16 protein-coding genes and 1 tRNA gene are annotated in these 17,082 nt (G+C 73.9%); 6 read left to right on the top strand and 11 right to left on the bottom strand.

Annotated features, from left to right (window positions below):
- Nucleotides 1-55: 55 nt before the first annotated feature.
- From ACLQ26_RS21115 to bioB, 3 genes are read right to left on the bottom strand one after another with little or no spacing between them, the layout of a single operon-like run.
- The gene (locus tag ACLQ26_RS21115; protein ID WP_425746066.1) at nt 56-562 is read right to left on the bottom strand and encodes a GNAT family N-acetyltransferase; all 507 of its coding nucleotides are present in this window, start codon (nt 560-562) and stop codon (nt 56-58) included.
- A gap of 4 nt (nt 563-566) precedes the next feature.
- Complete coding sequence (locus tag ACLQ26_RS21110; RefSeq protein WP_363682414.1) at nt 567-767, bottom strand: hypothetical protein; 201 nt, start codon at nt 765-767, stop codon at nt 567-569.
- Between the two features lie 20 nt (nt 768-787).
- Entirely contained in the window at nt 788-1,783 is a 996-nt protein-coding gene (bioB, locus tag ACLQ26_RS21105; RefSeq protein ID WP_425746065.1) for a biotin synthase BioB, read from the bottom strand.
- A 251-nt stretch (nt 1,784-2,034) separates the two neighbouring features.
- Here bioB and ACLQ26_RS21100 point away from each other — a divergent pair, with 251 nt between their 5' ends.
- Genes ACLQ26_RS21100 through ACLQ26_RS21085 form a run of 4 tightly spaced genes read left to right on the top strand, consistent with a single transcriptional unit; the run spans nt 2,035 to nt 6,274 of the window.
- Nucleotides 2,035-3,231 (top strand): 8-amino-7-oxononanoate synthase, encoded by a 1,197-nt coding sequence (locus ACLQ26_RS21100; RefSeq protein ID WP_425746251.1) that lies wholly within the window; start codon nt 2,035-2,037, stop codon nt 3,229-3,231.
- Between the two features lie 17 nt (nt 3,232-3,248).
- Nucleotides 3,249-3,953: a dethiobiotin synthase gene (gene bioD, locus ACLQ26_RS21095; RefSeq protein ID WP_425746250.1), complete on the top strand. Its 705-nt coding sequence runs from the start codon at nt 3,249-3,251 to the stop codon at nt 3,951-3,953.
- A gap of 54 nt (nt 3,954-4,007) precedes the next feature.
- Complete coding sequence (locus tag ACLQ26_RS21090) at nt 4,008-5,600, top strand: sensor histidine kinase (RefSeq protein ID WP_425746064.1); 1,593 nt, start codon at nt 4,008-4,010, stop codon at nt 5,598-5,600.
- A 56-nt stretch (nt 5,601-5,656) separates the two neighbouring features.
- On the top strand, nt 5,657-6,274 hold the full coding sequence (locus ACLQ26_RS21085; protein WP_425746249.1) for a response regulator: 618 nt from the start codon (nt 5,657-5,659) through the stop codon (nt 6,272-6,274).
- Nucleotides 6,275-6,305: 31 nt separating this feature from the next.
- Here ACLQ26_RS21085 and ACLQ26_RS21080 read toward each other — a convergent pair whose 3' ends face one another.
- The 5 genes from ACLQ26_RS21080 to ACLQ26_RS21060 all read right to left on the bottom strand — a co-directional run bounded on the left by ACLQ26_RS21080 (nt 6,306) and on the right by ACLQ26_RS21060 (nt 10,890).
- The gene (locus tag ACLQ26_RS21080) at nt 6,306-7,127 is read right to left on the bottom strand and encodes an ABC transporter permease (RefSeq protein ID WP_425746063.1); all 822 of its coding nucleotides are present in this window, start codon (nt 7,125-7,127) and stop codon (nt 6,306-6,308) included.
- Entirely contained in the window at nt 7,124-8,056 is a 933-nt protein-coding gene (locus tag ACLQ26_RS21075) for an ABC transporter ATP-binding protein (RefSeq protein ID WP_425746062.1), read from the bottom strand. Before ACLQ26_RS21075 ends, ACLQ26_RS21080 begins: the two co-directional genes overlap by 4 nt.
- An 83-nt stretch (nt 8,057-8,139) precedes the next feature.
- Complete coding sequence (locus ACLQ26_RS21070; RefSeq protein WP_425746061.1) at nt 8,140-8,997, bottom strand: polysaccharide deacetylase family protein; 858 nt, start codon at nt 8,995-8,997, stop codon at nt 8,140-8,142.
- A 24-nt stretch (nt 8,998-9,021) separates the two neighbouring features.
- Nucleotides 9,022-10,212, bottom strand: a complete 1,191-nt coding sequence (locus tag ACLQ26_RS21065; RefSeq protein ID WP_425746060.1) for a cytochrome P450 — start codon at nt 10,210-10,212, stop codon at nt 9,022-9,024.
- A 9-nt stretch (nt 10,213-10,221) separates the two neighbouring features.
- Nucleotides 10,222-10,890, bottom strand: coding sequence for a class I SAM-dependent methyltransferase (locus tag ACLQ26_RS21060; RefSeq protein WP_363682428.1), 669 nt, complete (start codon nt 10,888-10,890; stop codon nt 10,222-10,224).
- A gap of 150 nt (nt 10,891-11,040) precedes the next feature.
- Here ACLQ26_RS21060 and ACLQ26_RS21055 point away from each other — a divergent pair, with 150 nt between their 5' ends.
- A complete protein-coding gene (locus tag ACLQ26_RS21055; protein ID WP_425746059.1) occupies nt 11,041-11,925 on the top strand; it encodes a hypothetical protein in 885 nt (294 codons plus the stop codon).
- A gap of 87 nt (nt 11,926-12,012) precedes the next feature.
- Here the strand turns inward: ACLQ26_RS21055 and ACLQ26_RS21050 are convergent, their stop codons facing one another.
- The 3 genes from ACLQ26_RS21050 to ACLQ26_RS21040 form a co-directional block, all read right to left on the bottom strand.
- Nucleotides 12,013-14,946, bottom strand: coding sequence for a M36 family metallopeptidase (locus tag ACLQ26_RS21050; RefSeq protein WP_425746058.1), 2,934 nt, complete (start codon nt 14,944-14,946; stop codon nt 12,013-12,015).
- Between the two features lie 333 nt (nt 14,947-15,279).
- On the bottom strand, nt 15,280-15,861 hold the full coding sequence (locus ACLQ26_RS21045; protein ID WP_425746057.1) for a TIGR03086 family metal-binding protein: 582 nt from the start codon (nt 15,859-15,861) through the stop codon (nt 15,280-15,282).
- 134 nt (nt 15,862-15,995) lie between these two features.
- On the bottom strand, nt 15,996-16,598 hold the full coding sequence (locus ACLQ26_RS21040) for a TetR/AcrR family transcriptional regulator (RefSeq protein WP_363682436.1): 603 nt from the start codon (nt 16,596-16,598) through the stop codon (nt 15,996-15,998).
- A 410-nt stretch (nt 16,599-17,008) separates the two neighbouring features.
- Between ACLQ26_RS21040 and ACLQ26_RS21035 the strand changes: the two genes are divergently transcribed.
- A tRNA-Gly gene (locus ACLQ26_RS21035) sits at nt 17,009-17,081 on the top strand.
- Nucleotide 17,082: the final 1 nt, after the last annotated feature.

The following is a 17,082-nucleotide window of genomic DNA, read 5'->3' as shown; positions in this document are numbered from 1 at the left end:
CACGGATAACCGGGGCGTGCCCGGCACCATGCGGTGCCGGGCACGCCCCTCCGATTCAGTCGGTCAGGTCGTCGGCGAGCAGGTCCATCAGCAGGGCATCGTGCCAGCGGCCGTCCTCGCCGCGCTCGTAGCGGCGCATGATGCCCACCGGACGGAAACCCACCTTCGCGTACGCCCGGATGGCCGCGCTGTTCGCCGCGGCCGGGTCGATGGTGAACCGGTGGTGGCCGTACTCGTCGATCAGGTGCCGGGCCAGAGTGCGGATCGCGTCGACGCCGAGCCCGGCGCCGCGCACCGCCGGGTCGAGGAAGATGTCCAGGCTGGCGTGCCGGTAGTCCGGGTCCGGTTCGGCGTGCCACTGGATCGCACCGATCAGCCGGCCGTCGTGCTCGACGGCGTACAGGGCGAGGTCGTCGTCGCCCAGGTCGGCGTGGACGGCGGCGGTCAGGTCGTCGCCGCCGCGCCACCACCGGCGTACCTCCGGGTCGGCCCGGATGGCCGCGAGGGCCGGCACGTCCGCGACTGTCGCCGGTCGGAGGGTCACCGCACGCCCACGCAGCATCGGTTCAGCCCCGACTCTCGCCGTGCTCGACGCAGACCGCCGACCAGCCGACCGGCAGCACCTGCACCTTCATCCGGCGTCGGCAAGCCGGGCAGTAGCGCGGCGGCTCCAGCGCCCGGGCCGCCGCGCACGACTCGTGCCCGGCGGCCGACGCGTCCTCACCGCAGCGGTCACACCAGCGCTGTGCTGCCACAACCTCGGTCACGTCGTCCTCACCGGTTCAGCTCAGAGGGTCGCGGACAGGGCCTTGACCGGCATCTTCAGCTCGTCGAGCAGGTCCAGGTCGGCGGTCGCCGGCCGACCCAGGGTGGTCAGGTAGTTGCCGACGATCACCGCGTTGATGCCGCCGAGCAGGCCGTCGCGGGTGCCCAGGTCACCGAGGGTGATCTCCCGGCCGCCCGCGTACCGGAGGATGGTGCGCGGCATGGCCAGCCGGAACGCGGCGATGGCCCGCAGCGCGTCCTTGCCCTCGACCACCGGACGGTCGCCGAGCGGGGTGCCGGGGCGCGGGTTGAGGAAGTTGAGCGGCACCTCGTGCGGGTTCAGCTCGGCGAGCTGCGCGGCGAACTCCGCGCGCTGCTCGACGGTCTCGCCGAGGCCGAGGATGCCGCCGCAGCACACCTCCATGCCGGAGTCGCGGACCATCCGCAGCGTCTCCCACCGCTCCTCCCACGAGTGGGTGGTGACCACGTTGGGGAAGTACGACCTGCAGGTCTCCAGGTTGTGGTTGTAGCGGTGCACGCCCATGTCGACCAGGTCGTCGACCTGCTCCTGGGAGAGCATCCCCAGCGACGCGGCGACCTGGATGTCGACCTCGGCCCTGATGGCGGCGACGCCCTCGCGCATCTGCTTCATCAGCCGGTCGTCCGGGCCGCGCACCGCCGCGACGATGCAGAACTCGGTCGCCCCGGTCTTCGCCGTCTGCTTCGCGGCCTCGACGAGCGACGGGATGTCCAGCCAGACCGAGCGCACCGGGGAGGTGAACAGGCCCGACTGCGAGCAGAAGTGGCAGTCCTCCGGGCAGCCGCCGGTCTTCAGCGAGACGATGCCCTCGACCTCGACCTCCGGGCCACACCACCGCATCCGCACGTCGTGGGCGAGCTGGAGGGCGGCGGGCAGGTGCTCGTCGGGCAGGTTCAGCACGGCGAGGACGCCGGCCTGGTCGAGGCCGACGCCGTCACCCAGGACCTGGGTGCGGGCCTGGTCGAGGATCTCTGGCATGGCTCGTACCCTACAAGGCCCCCGGTCAGGCGGGTACGACCTGCCGTCCGGTCGATCTCCACCAGCGACGCCGCGCCGACGGCGCGGTGGCAGCGAGTCACTGATCGTTGACGTTGGGTGGTCGCTCGCTCCTCGGCTTCACCAGTGGGTGGCCCCGCGTGCCGTGGATTCGCCGGGTCGGTGGTGGCGGGTGGTAATTTCGCCCGGCGGGTGTCGGCGTGACCGGCGCGGACGGCGGTGAAGGGGTGACGGTGGCGGACTGGCTGGCGGCGCTCGATCGTCGCGCGCAGTTGCGGGCGAAGGCCGGCCTGACCCGTCGGCTGCACCCGCGTCCCGCCGACGACCGGATGACCGACCTGGCCGGCAACGACTACCTCGGCCTGGCCACCCACCCGGAGGTCACCGCCGCGGCCACGGCGGCACTGTCGGCGTACGGGCTGGGAGCGACCGGGTCGCGGCTGGTGCGCGGTTCGACCGACGCGCACGAGGCCCTGGAGAACGAGCTGGCGCAGTGGCTGGGCACCGACCGGGCTCTCGTCTTCTCCTCCGGATACCTGGCCAACCTCGGCGCGCTGCGGGCCCTCGTCCAGCCCCGGACCCTGCTCGTCTCGGACGCGCACAACCACGCGTCGCTCATCGACGGCTGCCGGATCTCCGGCGCGGAGACGGTGGTCAGCGCGCACGCCGACGTGACGGCGGTGGCCGCCGCGCTGGCCGTGGCGCCGGGACGCCCGGCGGTGGTGGTCACCGAGTCGGTCTTCTCGGTCGACGGCGACCTCGCGCCGCTTGCCGACCTGCACGCGGTGGCCCGCCGCTACGGCGCGCTGCTGCTTGTCGACGACGCGCACGCACTGGGCGTGACCGGGCCGTCCGGGGCCGGCGCGGTCGCGGCCGCCGGGCTGGCCGGCGAGCCGGACGTGGTGGTCACCGCCACCCTCTCCAAGGCACTCGGCGGGGCGGGTGGGGTGGTCGCCGGCCCGGCGGAGTTCGTCCGACACCTGGTCGAGACGAGCCGTACGTTCATCTTCGACACCGCGCTGCCGCCGGCCGTCGCGGCCGGTGTGCACGCGGCGCTGCGGCTGGCCCGGGCCGGCGACGATCTGCGCGCCGAGCTGGCCGACCGGGTGGCGTTGGCGGTCGGTCGACTGGGCGCGGCCGGCCTTGCCGTCTCCGCGCCGGACGCGGCGGTGATCTCGGTGGCGGCGCCCGGCCCGGAGGCGGCGACCGCCTGGGCGGCCGACTGCCGGGACCGGGGAGTCGCGGTGGGCTGCTTCCGGCCGCCCTCCACCCCGGACAGCCGCTCCCGGCTGCGCCTCACCGTCAGCGCCGGGGTGTCCCGGTCGGATTTCGAGCGGGCGTTGGACGTCATCGTGGAGTGTGGTCCGGTGAGCGCGAGGAGTGAGCCGGTTTTGCGAGCCCCGCAGTCGCGAACCGAGGCGACGCCGTGAGCGCGTGGGAGGGGCCGGTGCTTGTCACCGGCACCGACACCGAGGTGGGCAAGACGGTGGTCACCGCGGCGATCGCGGCGGCCGCGCAGGCCGCCGGCCTGCGGGTGGCGGTGGTCAAGCCGGGTCAGACCGGCACGGCCGGTGGGGAGCCGGGCGACGTGGACGCGGTCAATCGGCTGGCTGCCCCGCTGACCGGTCGTACGCTTGCGAGTTTTCCGGATCCCCTCGCCCCGCTGGCCGCCGCCCGGGTCGCGGACCTGCCGCCGCTGGAGCTGTACGCGGCGGTGGACGCCGTCCGGGAGGAGGCGGACAAGCACGACCTGGTCCTGGTCGAGGGGGCCGGTGGCCTGCTGGTGCCGATGGGGCTGCGGCCGTCCGGCGAGGCGTGGACGATGGCCGATCTGGCGGTGTCGCTCGGCGCGCCCGCGGTGGTGGTCACCCGCGCGGGGTTGGGCACGCTCAACCACACCGCGCTGACCCTGGAGGCGCTGGACCGTCGTGCGGTGCCGGCCGGCGTGGTGATCGGCGCCTGGCCGGCGTCGCCGGAGCTGGTGCACTGGACGAACCTGACCGACCTGGTGCCGAACCTGCTGGGCGCGGTGCCGGCCGGCGCGGGCGCGATCGACCCGGGGGTGTTCCGGCGGTCGGCGCCGGGTTGGCTCACGCCGGCGCTGCACGGGGTGCTCGACGACTGGCGCGTCTGGGCCGAGGAGAGCAGCTGAACACCTGACTTTCGTCGGTGTCCGCGCAGGTCGGGCGTGGGTAGCCTGGCCGCCGTGAGGATCCTGGACCGGTCGGTGCCCGGGCGGTGGCGGCGTCCGCTGCTGGACGTGCTGCTGTGGGCGGTGGTGTCCGCCCCGATCGCGGCTGCCCGGCTGAGTCCGCCGTACCCGCGTTTCGACGTGGCGCTGCTGCTGGGTTCGCTGGCGCTGCTGGCGGCCGCGGTGGCGTCGGCGCGGCGCTGGCCGCTGGCGGGGTTGCTGCTGGTGGTGCTCGGTTCGCTGGTGGACGGCAACTTCGTCTTCGCCATCCCGGTGTTCAGCTATCTGAGCGGGCGCCGCAGTGCGGGTCCCGCGCCGGCGGCCGTGCTGTTCGGCGTGATCGCCCTCGGTGGCACGGTGCTGAACCTGGGGTTGCTCGGCACCGGGGCGGCGACCTGGTTCCTGCTCGCTTCGGTGCTGCTGTTCGCCGGGGTGTTCCCCTGGCTGGTGGGCCGGTACCGGCGACAGCAGCAGGAGCTGGCCGACGCCGGCCGCCGGCACGTCGAGGCGCTGACGCGGGAGCGGCGGGGCGCTGCGGAGCGGGTACGGCTGCGGGAGCGGGCCCGCATCGCCGAGGAGATGCACGACTCGCTCGGCCACGATCTCAGCCTGATCGCGGTGCGGGCCGCCGCGTTGGAGCTGGCCGACGACCTCGCCCCGGAGCACCGGACGGCAGTGGGTGAGCTGCGGGCCAGCGTCGCCGCGGCCACCGAACGCCTGCACGGCATCATCGGGGTGCTGCGGGAGGAGGGTGGTCCGGCCGGCGTCCGCCCGGTGGGCGAGACCGTCGCGGACCTGGTGGCCGGGGCCCGGGAGGCAGGGATGGCGGTACTGCTGGACGCCCCGCCCGACACCGTGGAGTTGCCCGGGATGACCGGTTCCGCCGCCCATCAGGTGGTGCGGGAGGCGCTCACCAACGCGGCCCGGTACGCCCCGGGCGCGCCGGTGACCGTCACCCTGGCCCGCGACGCGGACGGGGTGGAGGTGCGGGTACGCAACGCGTCGCCGCCGGCCGGCCCGCTGCCCCGACCGGCCTCCTCGGGGAGTGGCCTGCTGGCCCTCGCCGAGCGGGTCCGGCTGGCCGGTGGCGTACTGGATGCCGGCCCGTCACCCGATGGTGGCTTCGCGGTGCGCGCCCGGCTGCCGCTGCCCGTCGAATCGCGCTCCGGCGCGGGTTGGTCGGGGCTGCCCGCTCCGGCGGGGGCCGTGATCGATGCGACGTTCGATGGTGCCGCCCTGGTCGGCGGGGGCCCGGAACGGCCGGCGGACGCCGAGCGTCGGCTGCGGGAGGCGCGTCGGCGGGCTCGGCGCAGCCTGCTGACGGCCCTCGCCGCCCCGGCCGGTTTCGGGCTCGTCCTGTCGCTGCTCTACTACTCGTTCGCCACGGCCGGGACGGTGCTGGACGAGTCGGCGTACGACCGGATGCGGCCCGGGACCGAGCGCGCCGACCTGCCCGGGTTGCCCCGCCGGCAGCTCACGCCGCCGCTCGGCGTGTCGTCGCCGGGCTGCGAGTACTACACCGACGGCAACTTCCCCCTCGCCGAGCCGACGTGGCGGCTCTGCTTCACCGACGGCCGACTGGCCAGCAAGGAGCGGATCGAGTCGTGAACACCGACACGACAGTGCCGGCGCCGGTCCGGGTGGTCCTCGCCGACGACGAGGCGATGATCCGGGCCGGCGTCCGGGCCATCCTCGCCTCCGATCCGGGCATCGAGGTGGTCGCCGAGGCCGGCGACGGGCGGGCCGCGGTGGAGTTGGTGCGCGCGCACCGACCCCGGGTGGCGTTGCTGGACATCCGGATGCCCCGGTTGGACGGACTGGCCGCGGCCGCCGAGATCCACCGGGTCGCGCCGGCCACCGCGACGCTCATGTTGACCACCTTCGGCGAGGACGACCACGTGGCCCGCGCGCTCGGGCACGGCGCCAGCGGGTTCCTGCTCAAGTCCGGCGACCCGCGCGAGCTGATCGCCGGGGTGCACGCGGTAGCGGACGGCGGGGCGTACCTGTCGCCGAGGGTGGCCCGTCGGGTGATCGAGTTGGGGGCCGGGCGGCTGGCGCGCCGACCCGCCGCGCGGGACCGGACGGCCGGGCTGACCGAGCGGGAACGTGAGGTGCTGGCCCTGGTCGGGGCGGGGCTGTCCAACGCCGAGATCGCCCGCCGGTTGCACCTGGTCGAGGGCACCGTGAAGAGCTATCTGACAAGCATCTTCACCCGACTGGACGTGCGGAACCGGGTGCAGGCGGCGATCCTCGCGTACGAGGCGGGGCTGGTCGAGCAGTGAGCGGGGGCCGCGCGGGCCCCCGCTCACTGCCTCAGGCGTCGCGGCGGCGCAGGGCGGCCCGGCCGAGCAGCAGGGCCGCGCCCGCCCAACCGGCGAGCACCAGCAACCCCACCGAGCCCGGATACGGGTCGGTGTCGCCGGCCATGAAGTGCCCACCCGCCACGCCGGGGAACGCGTCCGCGATCCGGTTCAGGACGGCGATGTCCGGTTCCTGCAGGGACAGCGGCACGATCATCAGGGTGGCGAAGAGCACGACGATCGTGAGCACCGCGCTGCGCAGTGCCGCGCCCAGGCCGAGCGCGAGGACGCTGACCAGGGCCAGGTAGGTCGCCACCGCCACGATGTCGCCGATCGTGCCGGCGAGCGGCGCGCTGCCCCACTCGCCGAGCACCGGCCGGGCGACCAGGACGGCGACACCGCCGAGCAGCAGTCCGAGGACGAAGGTGACGGCGCCGGCCACCACGGCCTTGGCCAGGAGCACCCGGCCGCGTGCCGGGGTGCACTGCAGGGTGGTCCGGATGGTGCCGCTTGTGAACTCCGTGGTGATGGCGAGCAGGCCCAGCGCCAGCACGGCGTACTGGGTCAGGTCGACGGCGTCGATCAGCACACTTCCGGCGGCGACGATGCCCCGGTCGTCGGCCGGGTCGTCGTTGGTGTTGGCGTTGGCCGCGTAGATGGCGAGTTGTCCGGCGCTCGCGGCCATCACGAGCAGCCCGGCCAGCATCGTCCACCAGGTGCTGCGTACCGAGACCAGCTTGGTCCACTCGGCGGCCACCGCGGCGCGGAAGGCGGCCGGCGCGCTTACCGCCGGCGTGGCGGTGGGACGGCTGCCCACCACTGTCTTTGTGCTCATCGTGCGTCACCTCCGGTCGGGCCGCCGGCGTACTCGACGCTGTCGGCGGTCAGCTCCATGAACGCCTGCTCCAGCGACGCGCCGTGCGGGCTCAGCTCGTGCAACCGCACCCCCAGCTCGTACGCCAGGTCACCGATCCGGTCGACTGTGGTGCCGGTGACTGTCAGCTCGTCCGGGCCGGCCGGGTCGACTGTGGCGCCGTGCGCGGCGAGACGTGCGGCGAGGGTGGCGAGCCCTTCCGGGTGCGGGCTGCGGACCCGTACGGCGTTCCCACTGCCCGCGATGACGTCGCCGACCGGGGCGTCGGCGAGCAGTCGTCCCCGGCCGATCACCACGAGCTGGTCGGCGGTGAGCTGCATCTCGCTCATCAGGTGGCTGGAGACGAAGACCGTGCGGCCCTGCCCGGCCAGGGAGCGCAACAGGTGCCGCACCCAGCGCACCCCGTCCGGGTCGAGGCCGTTCACCGGCTCGTCGAACATCAGCACCGGCGGATCGCCGAGCAGCGCTCCGGCGATGCCGAGCCGCTGGCCCATGCCCAGGGAGAGGGTACGGCCCGGTTTGGCGGCGGCACGCGCGTCCAGCCCGACGGTGTCGAGCACCTCGTCGACCCGTCGGGCGGGGATGCCGTTGCTGCGGGCCATGGCCAGCAGGTGCGCGCGCCCGGACCGGGTGGGGTGGATGGCCCGGGCGTCGAGCAGCGCGCCCACCTCGTGCAGCGGTCGCCGCAGCTCCCGGTACGACCGGCCGTCGACGAGCGCCGTTCCGGAGGTGGGCCGGTCCAGGCCGAGGATCATCCGCATGGTCGTGGACTTGCCGGCGCCGTTGGGGCCGAGGAAACCGGTGACCCGACCGGGCGCGATGTCGACTGTCAGCGCGTCGACCGCGACTGTCGGCCCGAACCGTTTCGTCAACCCACGTAATGTGATCATGCGCTGACGCTAGGCGTCCGCCACGCCGGTCCGCCGCGCCCGAAGGACAGCACCCGACCCTGACTTTCGTCAGGCCGCCCGGGTCAGCGGATGTAGTCCTCCAGCAGCGCCGGGGTGAGCCCCGCCCGGTGGATCGCCTTCAACGCCGCGAGGAGGTCGTCCATCAGCGCCGGTCGGAAGTGCATGAGCAGCACGTCGCCGGGTTGGACCACCTTCTCCGGGGTCTGGTAGCGCACCTTGCCCTCGTGGACGGTCTCGGACCAGTGCAGGACCGCCTTCGCGCCGCAGTCCCGCGCGGCGGTAAGCGTGGTGCTGTCGTACTCGCCGAACGGGGGGCGGAACAGGGTCGCCCGCTTGCCGAACAGCGTCTCCAGCCTGTCCGCGGCGCCGCAAATCTCCTGCTTCTGGTAGTCGTACGACCGGCCGGCCAGCGAGGTGTGGCTGATCGTGTGGTTCTCCACGACCCCGCCGGCCACCTGGATCTGCCGGAAGTAGACGTCGTGTTCCTCGGCCGCCGGTGAGTTCAGGAACATCGTGACCGGGATGTGCGCCCGCCAGATGAATTCGGCCACCGCGGGCGGGCGGGCCAGCCCACCGTCGTCGATGGTGATGAAGGCGACCTTCTGCTCGGTCGGCAGGCGGTGCCAGAACGGGAGCGCTCCGGTCGCGGTCAGCGGCACCGGCTGCGGCGGCGGCGCCTCGGGAAAGGTCGGCACCTGGGACAGGTACCAGTCCAGGCTCCCGTGGGCGGGCCGGGTCGTCGTCGGCGCGGCCGACGGGGATGGCGGGGCCGACGGCATGCTTGTCGGAACCGCGGGGCTCGGCGGGGCCGCGGTGATCTGCCGGGCGTGGAACGCCGGTCCGACTGTGCAGGCGCTCAGCGCCAGCAGGGCCAGAAGCGTTGCGGCGGCGAGGATCCGACGGACAGGGGTGGCGGACACGCCCGGAAACATACCGAGTGAATGTCAGGATCCGGTCAGCCCGGTCCTCTGCGGCCCACGGCGGATCACGAACGCGTCAGGCATCCGAAAGGTGAGGTTGTCCGGGCACCACGGCGGCCGGAGCACTGTCACCCCGTCCAGCAGCGACGTCGCCTCGGCCACCACCACAGCCGCCTCCATCCGGGCCAGGACGTCCCCGACGCAGCGGTGCGCACCCGCCCCGAACGCCAGGTGCCGGCGCGACCCGCGCTGCCCCGGGCGGAACTCGTCGGGCGACTCGACGATCGCCGGGTCCCGGCCGGCGCGGGCCAGCCACAGCACGATGCTGGTGCCCGCCGGCACGGTGACCGCACCCAGCGTGCCGTCGACCGCCGCGACGCGACGCCACGTGACGATGGGCGGTTCGAGGCGCAGGCCCTCCTCGACGACGTCGGCGACCGCAACATCGCCGGTGCGCAGACCGGCGCGTACCGCCGGTTCGCCGGCCAGCCGGTGCAGCAGCAGGGTGAGGAACTGCGAGGTGGTCTCCTGACCGGCGACCAACAGGAAGAAGAGCGCGCCGACCACCACGTCCGGTGGGTGGCCGTTCGCGCGCAGCTCGGCGGCCAGGCCACCGCCGGTGGCAGCGAACTCACGCAGGACGCCGTGGAAACGGCCCACCTCGGTGGCGAGCGCCACCTGCCTGTCGTCGTCCAGGGGCGCCCAGAACAACTCAAGCGCCGCCCGGGCGAACTCCTTGACCGCGCCGACCGGCGCGTCGGGCAGTTCCACCAGCCGGGCCAGCACCAGCAGGGGCAGGTCGGCGGCGAGGTCCGCGTACAGGTCGACAGGCGCACCGGCGTCGAGCGCGGCACGCAGCCGGGCCACCCGATCCCGAACCAGTGCGGTGAGCCAGGGCCGCTGCGCGGCGACCCGGGTGGGGTGCAGCGCGTCGGCGACGATCGCCCGGATTCCGGGATGGCTGGCGGCAGAGTTGTTCGCGAGGGTCGGCGGTAGCCGGAACCGGTGCCCGGCGAGCACCCGCAGCGCGGTCACCGGCATCGGGGTCACCGCGTCCAGGGCGTTGTCCGGTCGGTAGCGGACCGGGTCGGCGAGGACCTGGCGGACCAGCGCGTGCCGGGTGACGACGAGGTGACGTACGCCGACGTGGTCGGTCACCTCGGCGACGTCCGGCCAGGGTGCCTCGACCTCGGACGCCCAGCCGGAGAACAGCACGTCGACACGCTAGCCGGCAGCCCCCGGCAGGCCGGCGCGCAACTGCCAGACGGTGGTGCGCTTCACCCGGACACTCTCCAGGGCCTCCGGCACCGGCACGTCGTACGCGGCCAGCTCGTCGAAGCGGTCCCGGGGCAGGAACGCCCGGCCGGGGTCACCGACAAGCGCCGGCGCCCCGGCCCGGGCGGCCCGCAGCAGGAAGCGCAGCACCCGGCGGGCCATCGCCTCGCTGTAGAACACGTCCCCGGCGAGCACCACCTCGGCGTCGCCCGCGTCGCCGTCGAGGATGTCGCCGAACTCGGCGTCGACGCGTACCCCGTTGGCCTCGGCGTTGAGCGCGACCGCCGCGACCGCCAGCTCGTCCACCTCGACGGCTCGCACGGACGCCGCTCCGGCCCGGGCGGCGGCGATGGCCACCAGACCGGAGCCGGAGGCGAGATCGAGCACCCGGCGGCCGGCGACCAGCTCCGGGTGGTCGGTGACGTACCGGGCGAGGGCCTGCCCGCCGGCCCACGCGAAGGCCCAGAACGGCGGCGGCCGGTCGCTGGAGAACTCACCCTCGGTCAGCTCCCAGAGCCCGATCGGTTCGTCCGCCTGGTGCAGGCGCACCTCGGGTACGAACGCCACCGGGGCCAGCCGGGCGTGCAGCCGGACGAACGTGCTGGAGAGCTCGGACACGCTGGCGATTGTCCCAGCGGCCGACTGCCGGGCGTGTCGCGGGGCCCGGTGACCGGTTCACCACTGTCGGTGATAAGGCCCCCTCTCCTTGCCGCCCGGTGCGAACACACCCGTCTGGCTCCCTCGACACCGCGCTCCTAGCGTTGCGGGGTGGAGGCGACCGAACGGAGGGCGGCTGTGGTGACGGTGTGGCGAAGTGCGCTACGGATCGGGGTGGTGCTGGCCTGCCTGAGCGGGGTGGAGCTGGCGTTGGCCGCTCCGGCGCAGGCGGCCTTCGCGACCGAGATGAGCGGCCTACCGGCCCGGTTCACCGCCGGGGACCAGGTCCGCACGATCTCCGCGGTGGTCTCGCAGACGGACCGGCGCGGCCGCTGCGCGAAGGTGCGCTGGTCGATGGTGCTCCGCGTGCAGGGCATCCGGCTCGACCAGGTGAAGATGGACCGGGTGGAGGAGACCGGCGACTTCCCGCTGGAGATCCGGGCGGATGGCGACGTGGCCCGGTTGACCGACAGGCAACTCGACCCGGGCACGCTCTGCCCGGGCCGCACGGTGACCGCCCGCTACCGGGTGGCCTTCGACGAGGACGTCACCCAGGGACGGGTCACCCTCGCCGCCGAGGCGTACGACGTCAACCTGCGCCTGTTGGCCCGCCAGACGGCCACCCGTTCGGTGGTGGGAGTGGGCGGCACGCCAAGCGCATCGGCCGAGCCGACCCCGACACCACCGGAGCCCACCGACCCCCCGAGCGAGCAGGCCGAGGAGAGCAGCCCGGCCGACGAGCCGGTAGCGGACCAGCCGATCGACGCCGCGCCACCCGCGGCCGGCGCCGGCCGTCCGGTCTCCCAGACCGGCGGATTCGGCGTGGTGCACGCCGCGTTCCTGCTCGGCGGGCTGCTGCTCTCGCTCGGGTTGGGGTTGCTGCTGCGGCTGCGCCACCTCACCCGGGCCGCGACGGCGGTGGAGGACGACCCGCCGGTGGACCGGCTCTGGGAGCGACAGGCACCGGCCGACCCCTGGCGGCCGGCCCGCCGCTGACCCGGGGTCATGCCGGCCGGCCCGGCGACCGCCGCCGCTGTGCCCGGAGGTGTCGGGGCCGGCGGAGATCCGCCGGCCCCGACGGTGTCACTTCGTGAACGCCTGGAACTCGGCGATCCTGACCTGGGCACGGGCCGGGCTGGCGGTCGCGCAGTCAGTGGTCGTGGCCGGGTCGTCGTCCTGCTCACCGGCGTACTGCGGGCCGCCGGTGCACTGGCTGGCCAGCACCTCCAGGCGCAGATGGGTGGCCAGGGTGGCGGGCACCGCGAACGTCCGCAGGTTGATGTCGCGGCTGTACGCCCGGTACGCCCCGCCGGGGAACGCGTCGCCCGCGCTGGTGTAGATCCGCTGCCAGCGCGCCGGATCCGTGCAGTCGGTAGTCGTCGCGTCGCACGCGGACACCGCGAACGAGCGCAGTGCGGTGAGCGCGTTCTGACTGCCGGTGTCGGCGTCCCCGGTGATCGCGGGACGCAGCATCGCGCTGACGTTCACCCGCTTGACCGTCTGCGGGCCGTCGCCCGGCAGGTCCACTGTGAGCTGCCGGCCGGCCACCCCGTCCAGGGAGGCCCAGTTCGTCGCCTCGGTGTCGTCGGCGATCCGGTCCAGGTTGACCCCGTCGCCGGTGATCGTGGCCCCGGAGGCCGTGGACGCGAGGTTGCGGCTCATCCGCAGGTCCACGTAACCGGTCCGGCCGGCCTCGGCGACCACGCTGAGCCGCTGGTGCCCGAAGCCGGGCGCGACGGCCAGGAGGTCGTACGTGCCGGCCACCAGCTCCACCGTGTCCGGGATCGGCGTCGCCGGATCGGTGTCCGCGATGGGGGTGGCCCGCGCCTCGTACGCCCCGACGTACACCCGGATCGGCGCGTCGACGCTGTCCCCTCGGGGGCGCAGGGTGAACGTCGCGTTGCCGCCGCGGGGCGAGGCGAAGCTCGGCGTCGGGTCGGTGTCCGCGGCGCCGTTGGTGGCGGCGTCGCGGCCCATCCCGGAGCGCGCGAACTCGGCCCAGATCAGGTCCTGGTTCGCGCCCCCGAAGCGCAGCAGGTCGGCGGTGAGCATGTTGTCGCGCATGTCGAGCATGCTGACCTGGCTGGCCGCCTGGAGCAGGAACGAGTCGAAGACCAGTTGCGACCAGCGCCTGTTGCCCGGGCACCTGTCGGCGGCGACCCTGCCCTGTGCGCACTCCAGTTGCCGCTGCGGCGTGCCGAGGCCGTACCGCTTGACAAGCGCCGAGCGGACCCGGTAGTTGGTCGCGCCCCAGATCTCCCCGTCGGCGTGCACGGCCGGGCCACCGGTGTTGTAACCGATGTCGGAGTAGTTCAGCGGGCTGCGGCTCAGGTCGTAGTTGCGGATGCCGCTGACCAGGTTGCCGGTGACGTAGCCGCCGGTGACGAAGGGCGTCTCGCCGGGGGCGCGCAGCCCGTTCTGGTAGAGGTACTCGCCGGCGAGCAGGTCGCCCCACGACTCACCCATCGCCCCGCCCTGGTGGCCGCCGATCCCGCTGTCCGGGCCGGCGATCATCCGGTTGGTGATGGCGTGCGTGTACTCGTGGCCGATCACCGTCATGTCGTAGTCGCCGTCAACGCACGGCGGGTACGGGCCGCCGGCCTGGGGCTGCCACAGGTACATGTTCGTGGTCGGCGGCTGGCCGTCGCGCCCGGTGCCCTGGTTGGCGTTGTTGCGGTTGCCGGTCAGCGCGCCCTGCTGGGCGCGGCCCTGCTCGGCGTCGCCGCCCAGTCCGGACGGGGTCAGGTTGACCGCCTGGAGGTTCCACGCCGACTCGGTGAAGCCCAACTGGTACGCCCAGTCGTGCATGCGGTTGTGCATGACGAAGAGGTTGGCGATCGCCGCGTCCGCGTCGTTGCGCTGCGCGGACGTGAACACTTCCGGGTTGCACTTCGCCTGGTGCCACTGGTCGGTGAACGGGTACTCGTAGCGGCGTTCCGGGCTGGGGGTGGCCGGGACGACAGGGGTGCCGGCGCCCCAGGAGAGCACGGTGTTGGCCGAGTTGCCGCGCGAGGTGAAGGTAGGTGTGCCGGTGGTCGCGTCGACGTCCCACGGCTGGCCGGTGGCCGGGTCCCGCTGGGCGGCCTGGCAGCCTGGAGCCGGGTCGCCGCACCAGCGCACCCGGGGGTCCTGCCCGGCGGCGAGGTCGCGGGGCGGGGTGGCCGGGAAGACCGCCCAGCTCGGGTTGTCCGAGTCGAAGTCGACGAGGTCCTCGCGGACCAGCACCTTTCCGGTGCTGCCGTCCACGTAGCTGGTGAACGCGGCCGGGTGGTCGGTGTCCGCGCCGATCATGGTCACCTCGTAGGCCGCCCGGGGCCCGTCCAGCGGGGTGGGCACGGCCACGGCGCGCACGGTGTGGCTGGCCACGGCCGTCGCGGTCAGCCCGGCGTCGGCGAGGGCGTCGGCGTACGCCTGCTCGGCGGTGCGGGTGGCCGGGGCGGGTGCGCTGGTGTCGCGGGCCAGCGAGGAGTTGACGGCGAGCACCGAGCCGCCGGAGACCGCGACTGTGACCAGGCCGTCGGGCCCGGCCGGCAGGTCGCCGAAGTGCTGCCGCAGGGTCACCACGGCGCCGCTGCCGATCGGTCGGACCAGCACCCGTTCCAGGTCGGCGACCGTCGCGGCGTCCATGCCGTACAGGTCACGGTTGGTCCTCAGGTAGGCGCGGGCGGCGGCCTCCGGGTCGCCTGGCAGTCCGCTGGCGAGGGGGGTACGACCGGGGCCGAGCGCCTGCGGGGTGCCGAACCGGTTCCACCGCACGTCGGGATCGGCGGCGCGGGCCAGGCCGCGTTGCCGGGCGTCGGGTGCCGCCGTACCGGGGCGGTTGTCGAGGTCGGCGGGTTCGTGGTTGCCCTCGGCGAACGGTCCGGACGAGCGTTGGGTGGACGGCGTGCCGCCGGCGGGGGCCGCGGTGCTCGCGCCTGTGGGTAGCAGCGCGGCGATGGTCGCGGTAGTCGCCAGGACGGCGATGAGCCGGCGTCGACGCCGGCTCATCGGGGGTGACCAGTCCGGTTGTGGCACGGGACCTCCTCGTGGGAGCGGAAGGGCCGGCGGCTGCCGACCGACACAGCGCGGTGACGCATGCGCATCTGTGGATATCAGTCGGTGGGAGTGGCGGCAAGGCCCGAGGTCGCTGATGCGCCACTCAATCGAGATAGGTCGACTTCACAAAGACCGCCCGCTACCAGACGCGGCGCAGCTTCGCCGCCTCACCGCCGCTGCCCGCCGGGCACGCGACGATGGCGGTCGTGGCGCTGGTCCCGCCGCTGTGGCGGCGGGTGATGGACCACCGGGTGCTCGCGCACGACGGTGGTGACGTGGGCCCGACAAACACGGGGCCCCGACGGTGACCGCTCAGTCGCCCGGGGCCCAGTCGGGGTCGCGGCCGAAGGCGGCCAGCAGGCGGTCCTGCTCGTCGGCGCCGGCGGGCACCTGTGCGCCGTCGCCGACCAGCTTGTCGCGGCGGTAGTCGTCGACCCGGCCGGCGAACCACTGGGCACACACGTGCACCGCGTCCGGGTCCAGGCGCGGGTCGGCGCCGATCGCCACCGCCAGATCCCAGCCGTGCACCAGGTGTTCGGCGAGGAGCTGCTGGACGTACTCGGCGGCCGGGGTCGCGCCGGCGGACAGGTGCACGGTGCGGTCGATCGTGCCGGGATGGGTGACGGCTATCTCGGCCTGCGCCGTCGCCTCCCGCGCCGTCGTGACCGGGTCGGCGCCGAGCACATCACCGTCGAGGCGGTCGCCGACCTCCTCGATGGTGCGGCCGGCGAGCAGCGGCACGCTCCACCGGTCCTCGCCGACCACATGGTTGACAAGGGTGCGGACGTCCCAGTCCGGGCACGGTGTCTCCTCGGCCCACTGGCCGGGCCCGATCTGGTCCACCCGGTCGACGAACTCGGCCAGGCTCCGGCGGTACGCCTCCAGTAGATCCATGCCGTCGATTGTTCTCCTCGCCGGCGGTGGCCCGAGCCGTTTTGCCCGGCCCGGGAGCCCGAGTCGTGCTGCCCGCAGCGGAGCCCGGGTCGTGCTGCCCGCTGCGGGGATCGGTGTCGCCCCGCCCGGCCCGCTCAGTCCAGGTCGGTCGGGGCCAGGCCCAGCTCCCGTGAGGTGACCAGGCGTACCCACTCCCCGAGCTGCCGGCGGGAGATCACCCGGTCGTGCACGGCGAGCTGTACGGCGAGGCCGTCCATCACGGCGCTGATCCGCCAGGCGGCCCCCTCCGGGTCGGCGCACTGGAAGGTGCCGTCGGCGACCCCGGCGGAGATCACGGCGGCGAGGTCCTGCCGCCAGCGCAGGTCGAGCCGGCGGGACACCTTCTCCAGCTCGGGGGTGCGCAGCGACTCGGACCAGCCGTCGATCCACATCGACCAGGAGGTCGCCCGGCCGGCCGGGGTGTAGAGCTTGAGAATGCGGCGGAGCTTCGTCAACGGCGGGGCGGAGGAGCGGGTGACCGCGTCGAGGCGCGCCAGATCCTGCTCGACGGCGTACGCGAACGCCTGCGCGAGCAACCGCTCCTTGGTGGCGAAGTGATAGAACACAAGTGCCTGGCTCACGCCGGCGGCCTGTGCCACGTCCGCCGTGCGGGTGTTGGCCAGACCGCGCTCCACGATCACGTCACAGGCGGTGCGCAGCAGGGCATCCAGGCGGATCTCGGCCGCACGTCTCGTCACGACCGTTACCGTAGCCCATCCCCCCGAACACGAACAGTTACCGCTACCGTCCGATTCGTGGGGCAAGAGTCGGAATCCGGACAGTTTCCGCAGGTGCCGTGGGCCGGTTTCCGGGTCACGTTCGTCGAGGTCCGCCGCCCGTCGACGAGGTCCGTCGCCGCCGGTCAACGGCCTTTCGCTCCGAGGCCACACCGACCGTCGGTTCATGCCGGACCGTGCCGGCCGGACGTCAACCGAGAAACCAGTCCAGCTCCCTAGGAAACCTGCGATGGGTGGGCCGGACGTCCCCGGCGCCCGGCACGACCGACCCGTCCGAGAGGGAGAGGGCGCGCCGACCCAGACCCCGAGTTGGCAGTCGTTCACCGGCTCGGCTAAAGTTCTCATCCGTCACCCGGGAACGCCGGGGGCGTGCGGACGTAGCGCAGCTGGTAGCGCATCACCTTGCCAAGGTGAGGGTCGCGGGTTCGAATCCCGTCGTCCGCTC

The organism is Micromonospora sp. DT43 (assembly GCF_049841645.1).
GTDB lineage: Bacteria > Actinomycetota > Actinomycetes > Mycobacteriales > Micromonosporaceae > Micromonospora.
This window is presented reverse-complemented; position numbering and strand designations above follow the sequence as displayed.

Coding starts and splice junctions, on each gene's coding strand:
- ACLQ26_RS21085 (WP_425746249.1), top strand. CDS start 5,657: ATGATCCGGGCCGGCGTCCGGGCCATCCTCGCCTCCGATCCGGGCATC.
- ACLQ26_RS21115 (WP_425746066.1), bottom strand. CDS start 562: ATGCTGCGTGGGCGTGCGGTGACCCTCCGACCGGCGACAGTCGCGGAC.
- ACLQ26_RS21045 (WP_425746057.1), bottom strand. CDS start 15,861: ATGGATCTACTGGAGGCGTACCGCCGGAGCCTGGCCGAGTTCGTCGAC.
- ACLQ26_RS21080 (WP_425746063.1), bottom strand. CDS start 7,127: ATGAGCACAAAGACAGTGGTGGGCAGCCGTCCCACCGCCACGCCGGCG.
- ACLQ26_RS21075 (WP_425746062.1), bottom strand. CDS start 8,056: ATGATCACATTACGTGGGTTGACGAAACGGTTCGGGCCGACAGTCGCG.
- bioB (WP_425746065.1), bottom strand. CDS start 1,783: ATGCCAGAGATCCTCGACCAGGCCCGCACCCAGGTCCTGGGTGACGGC.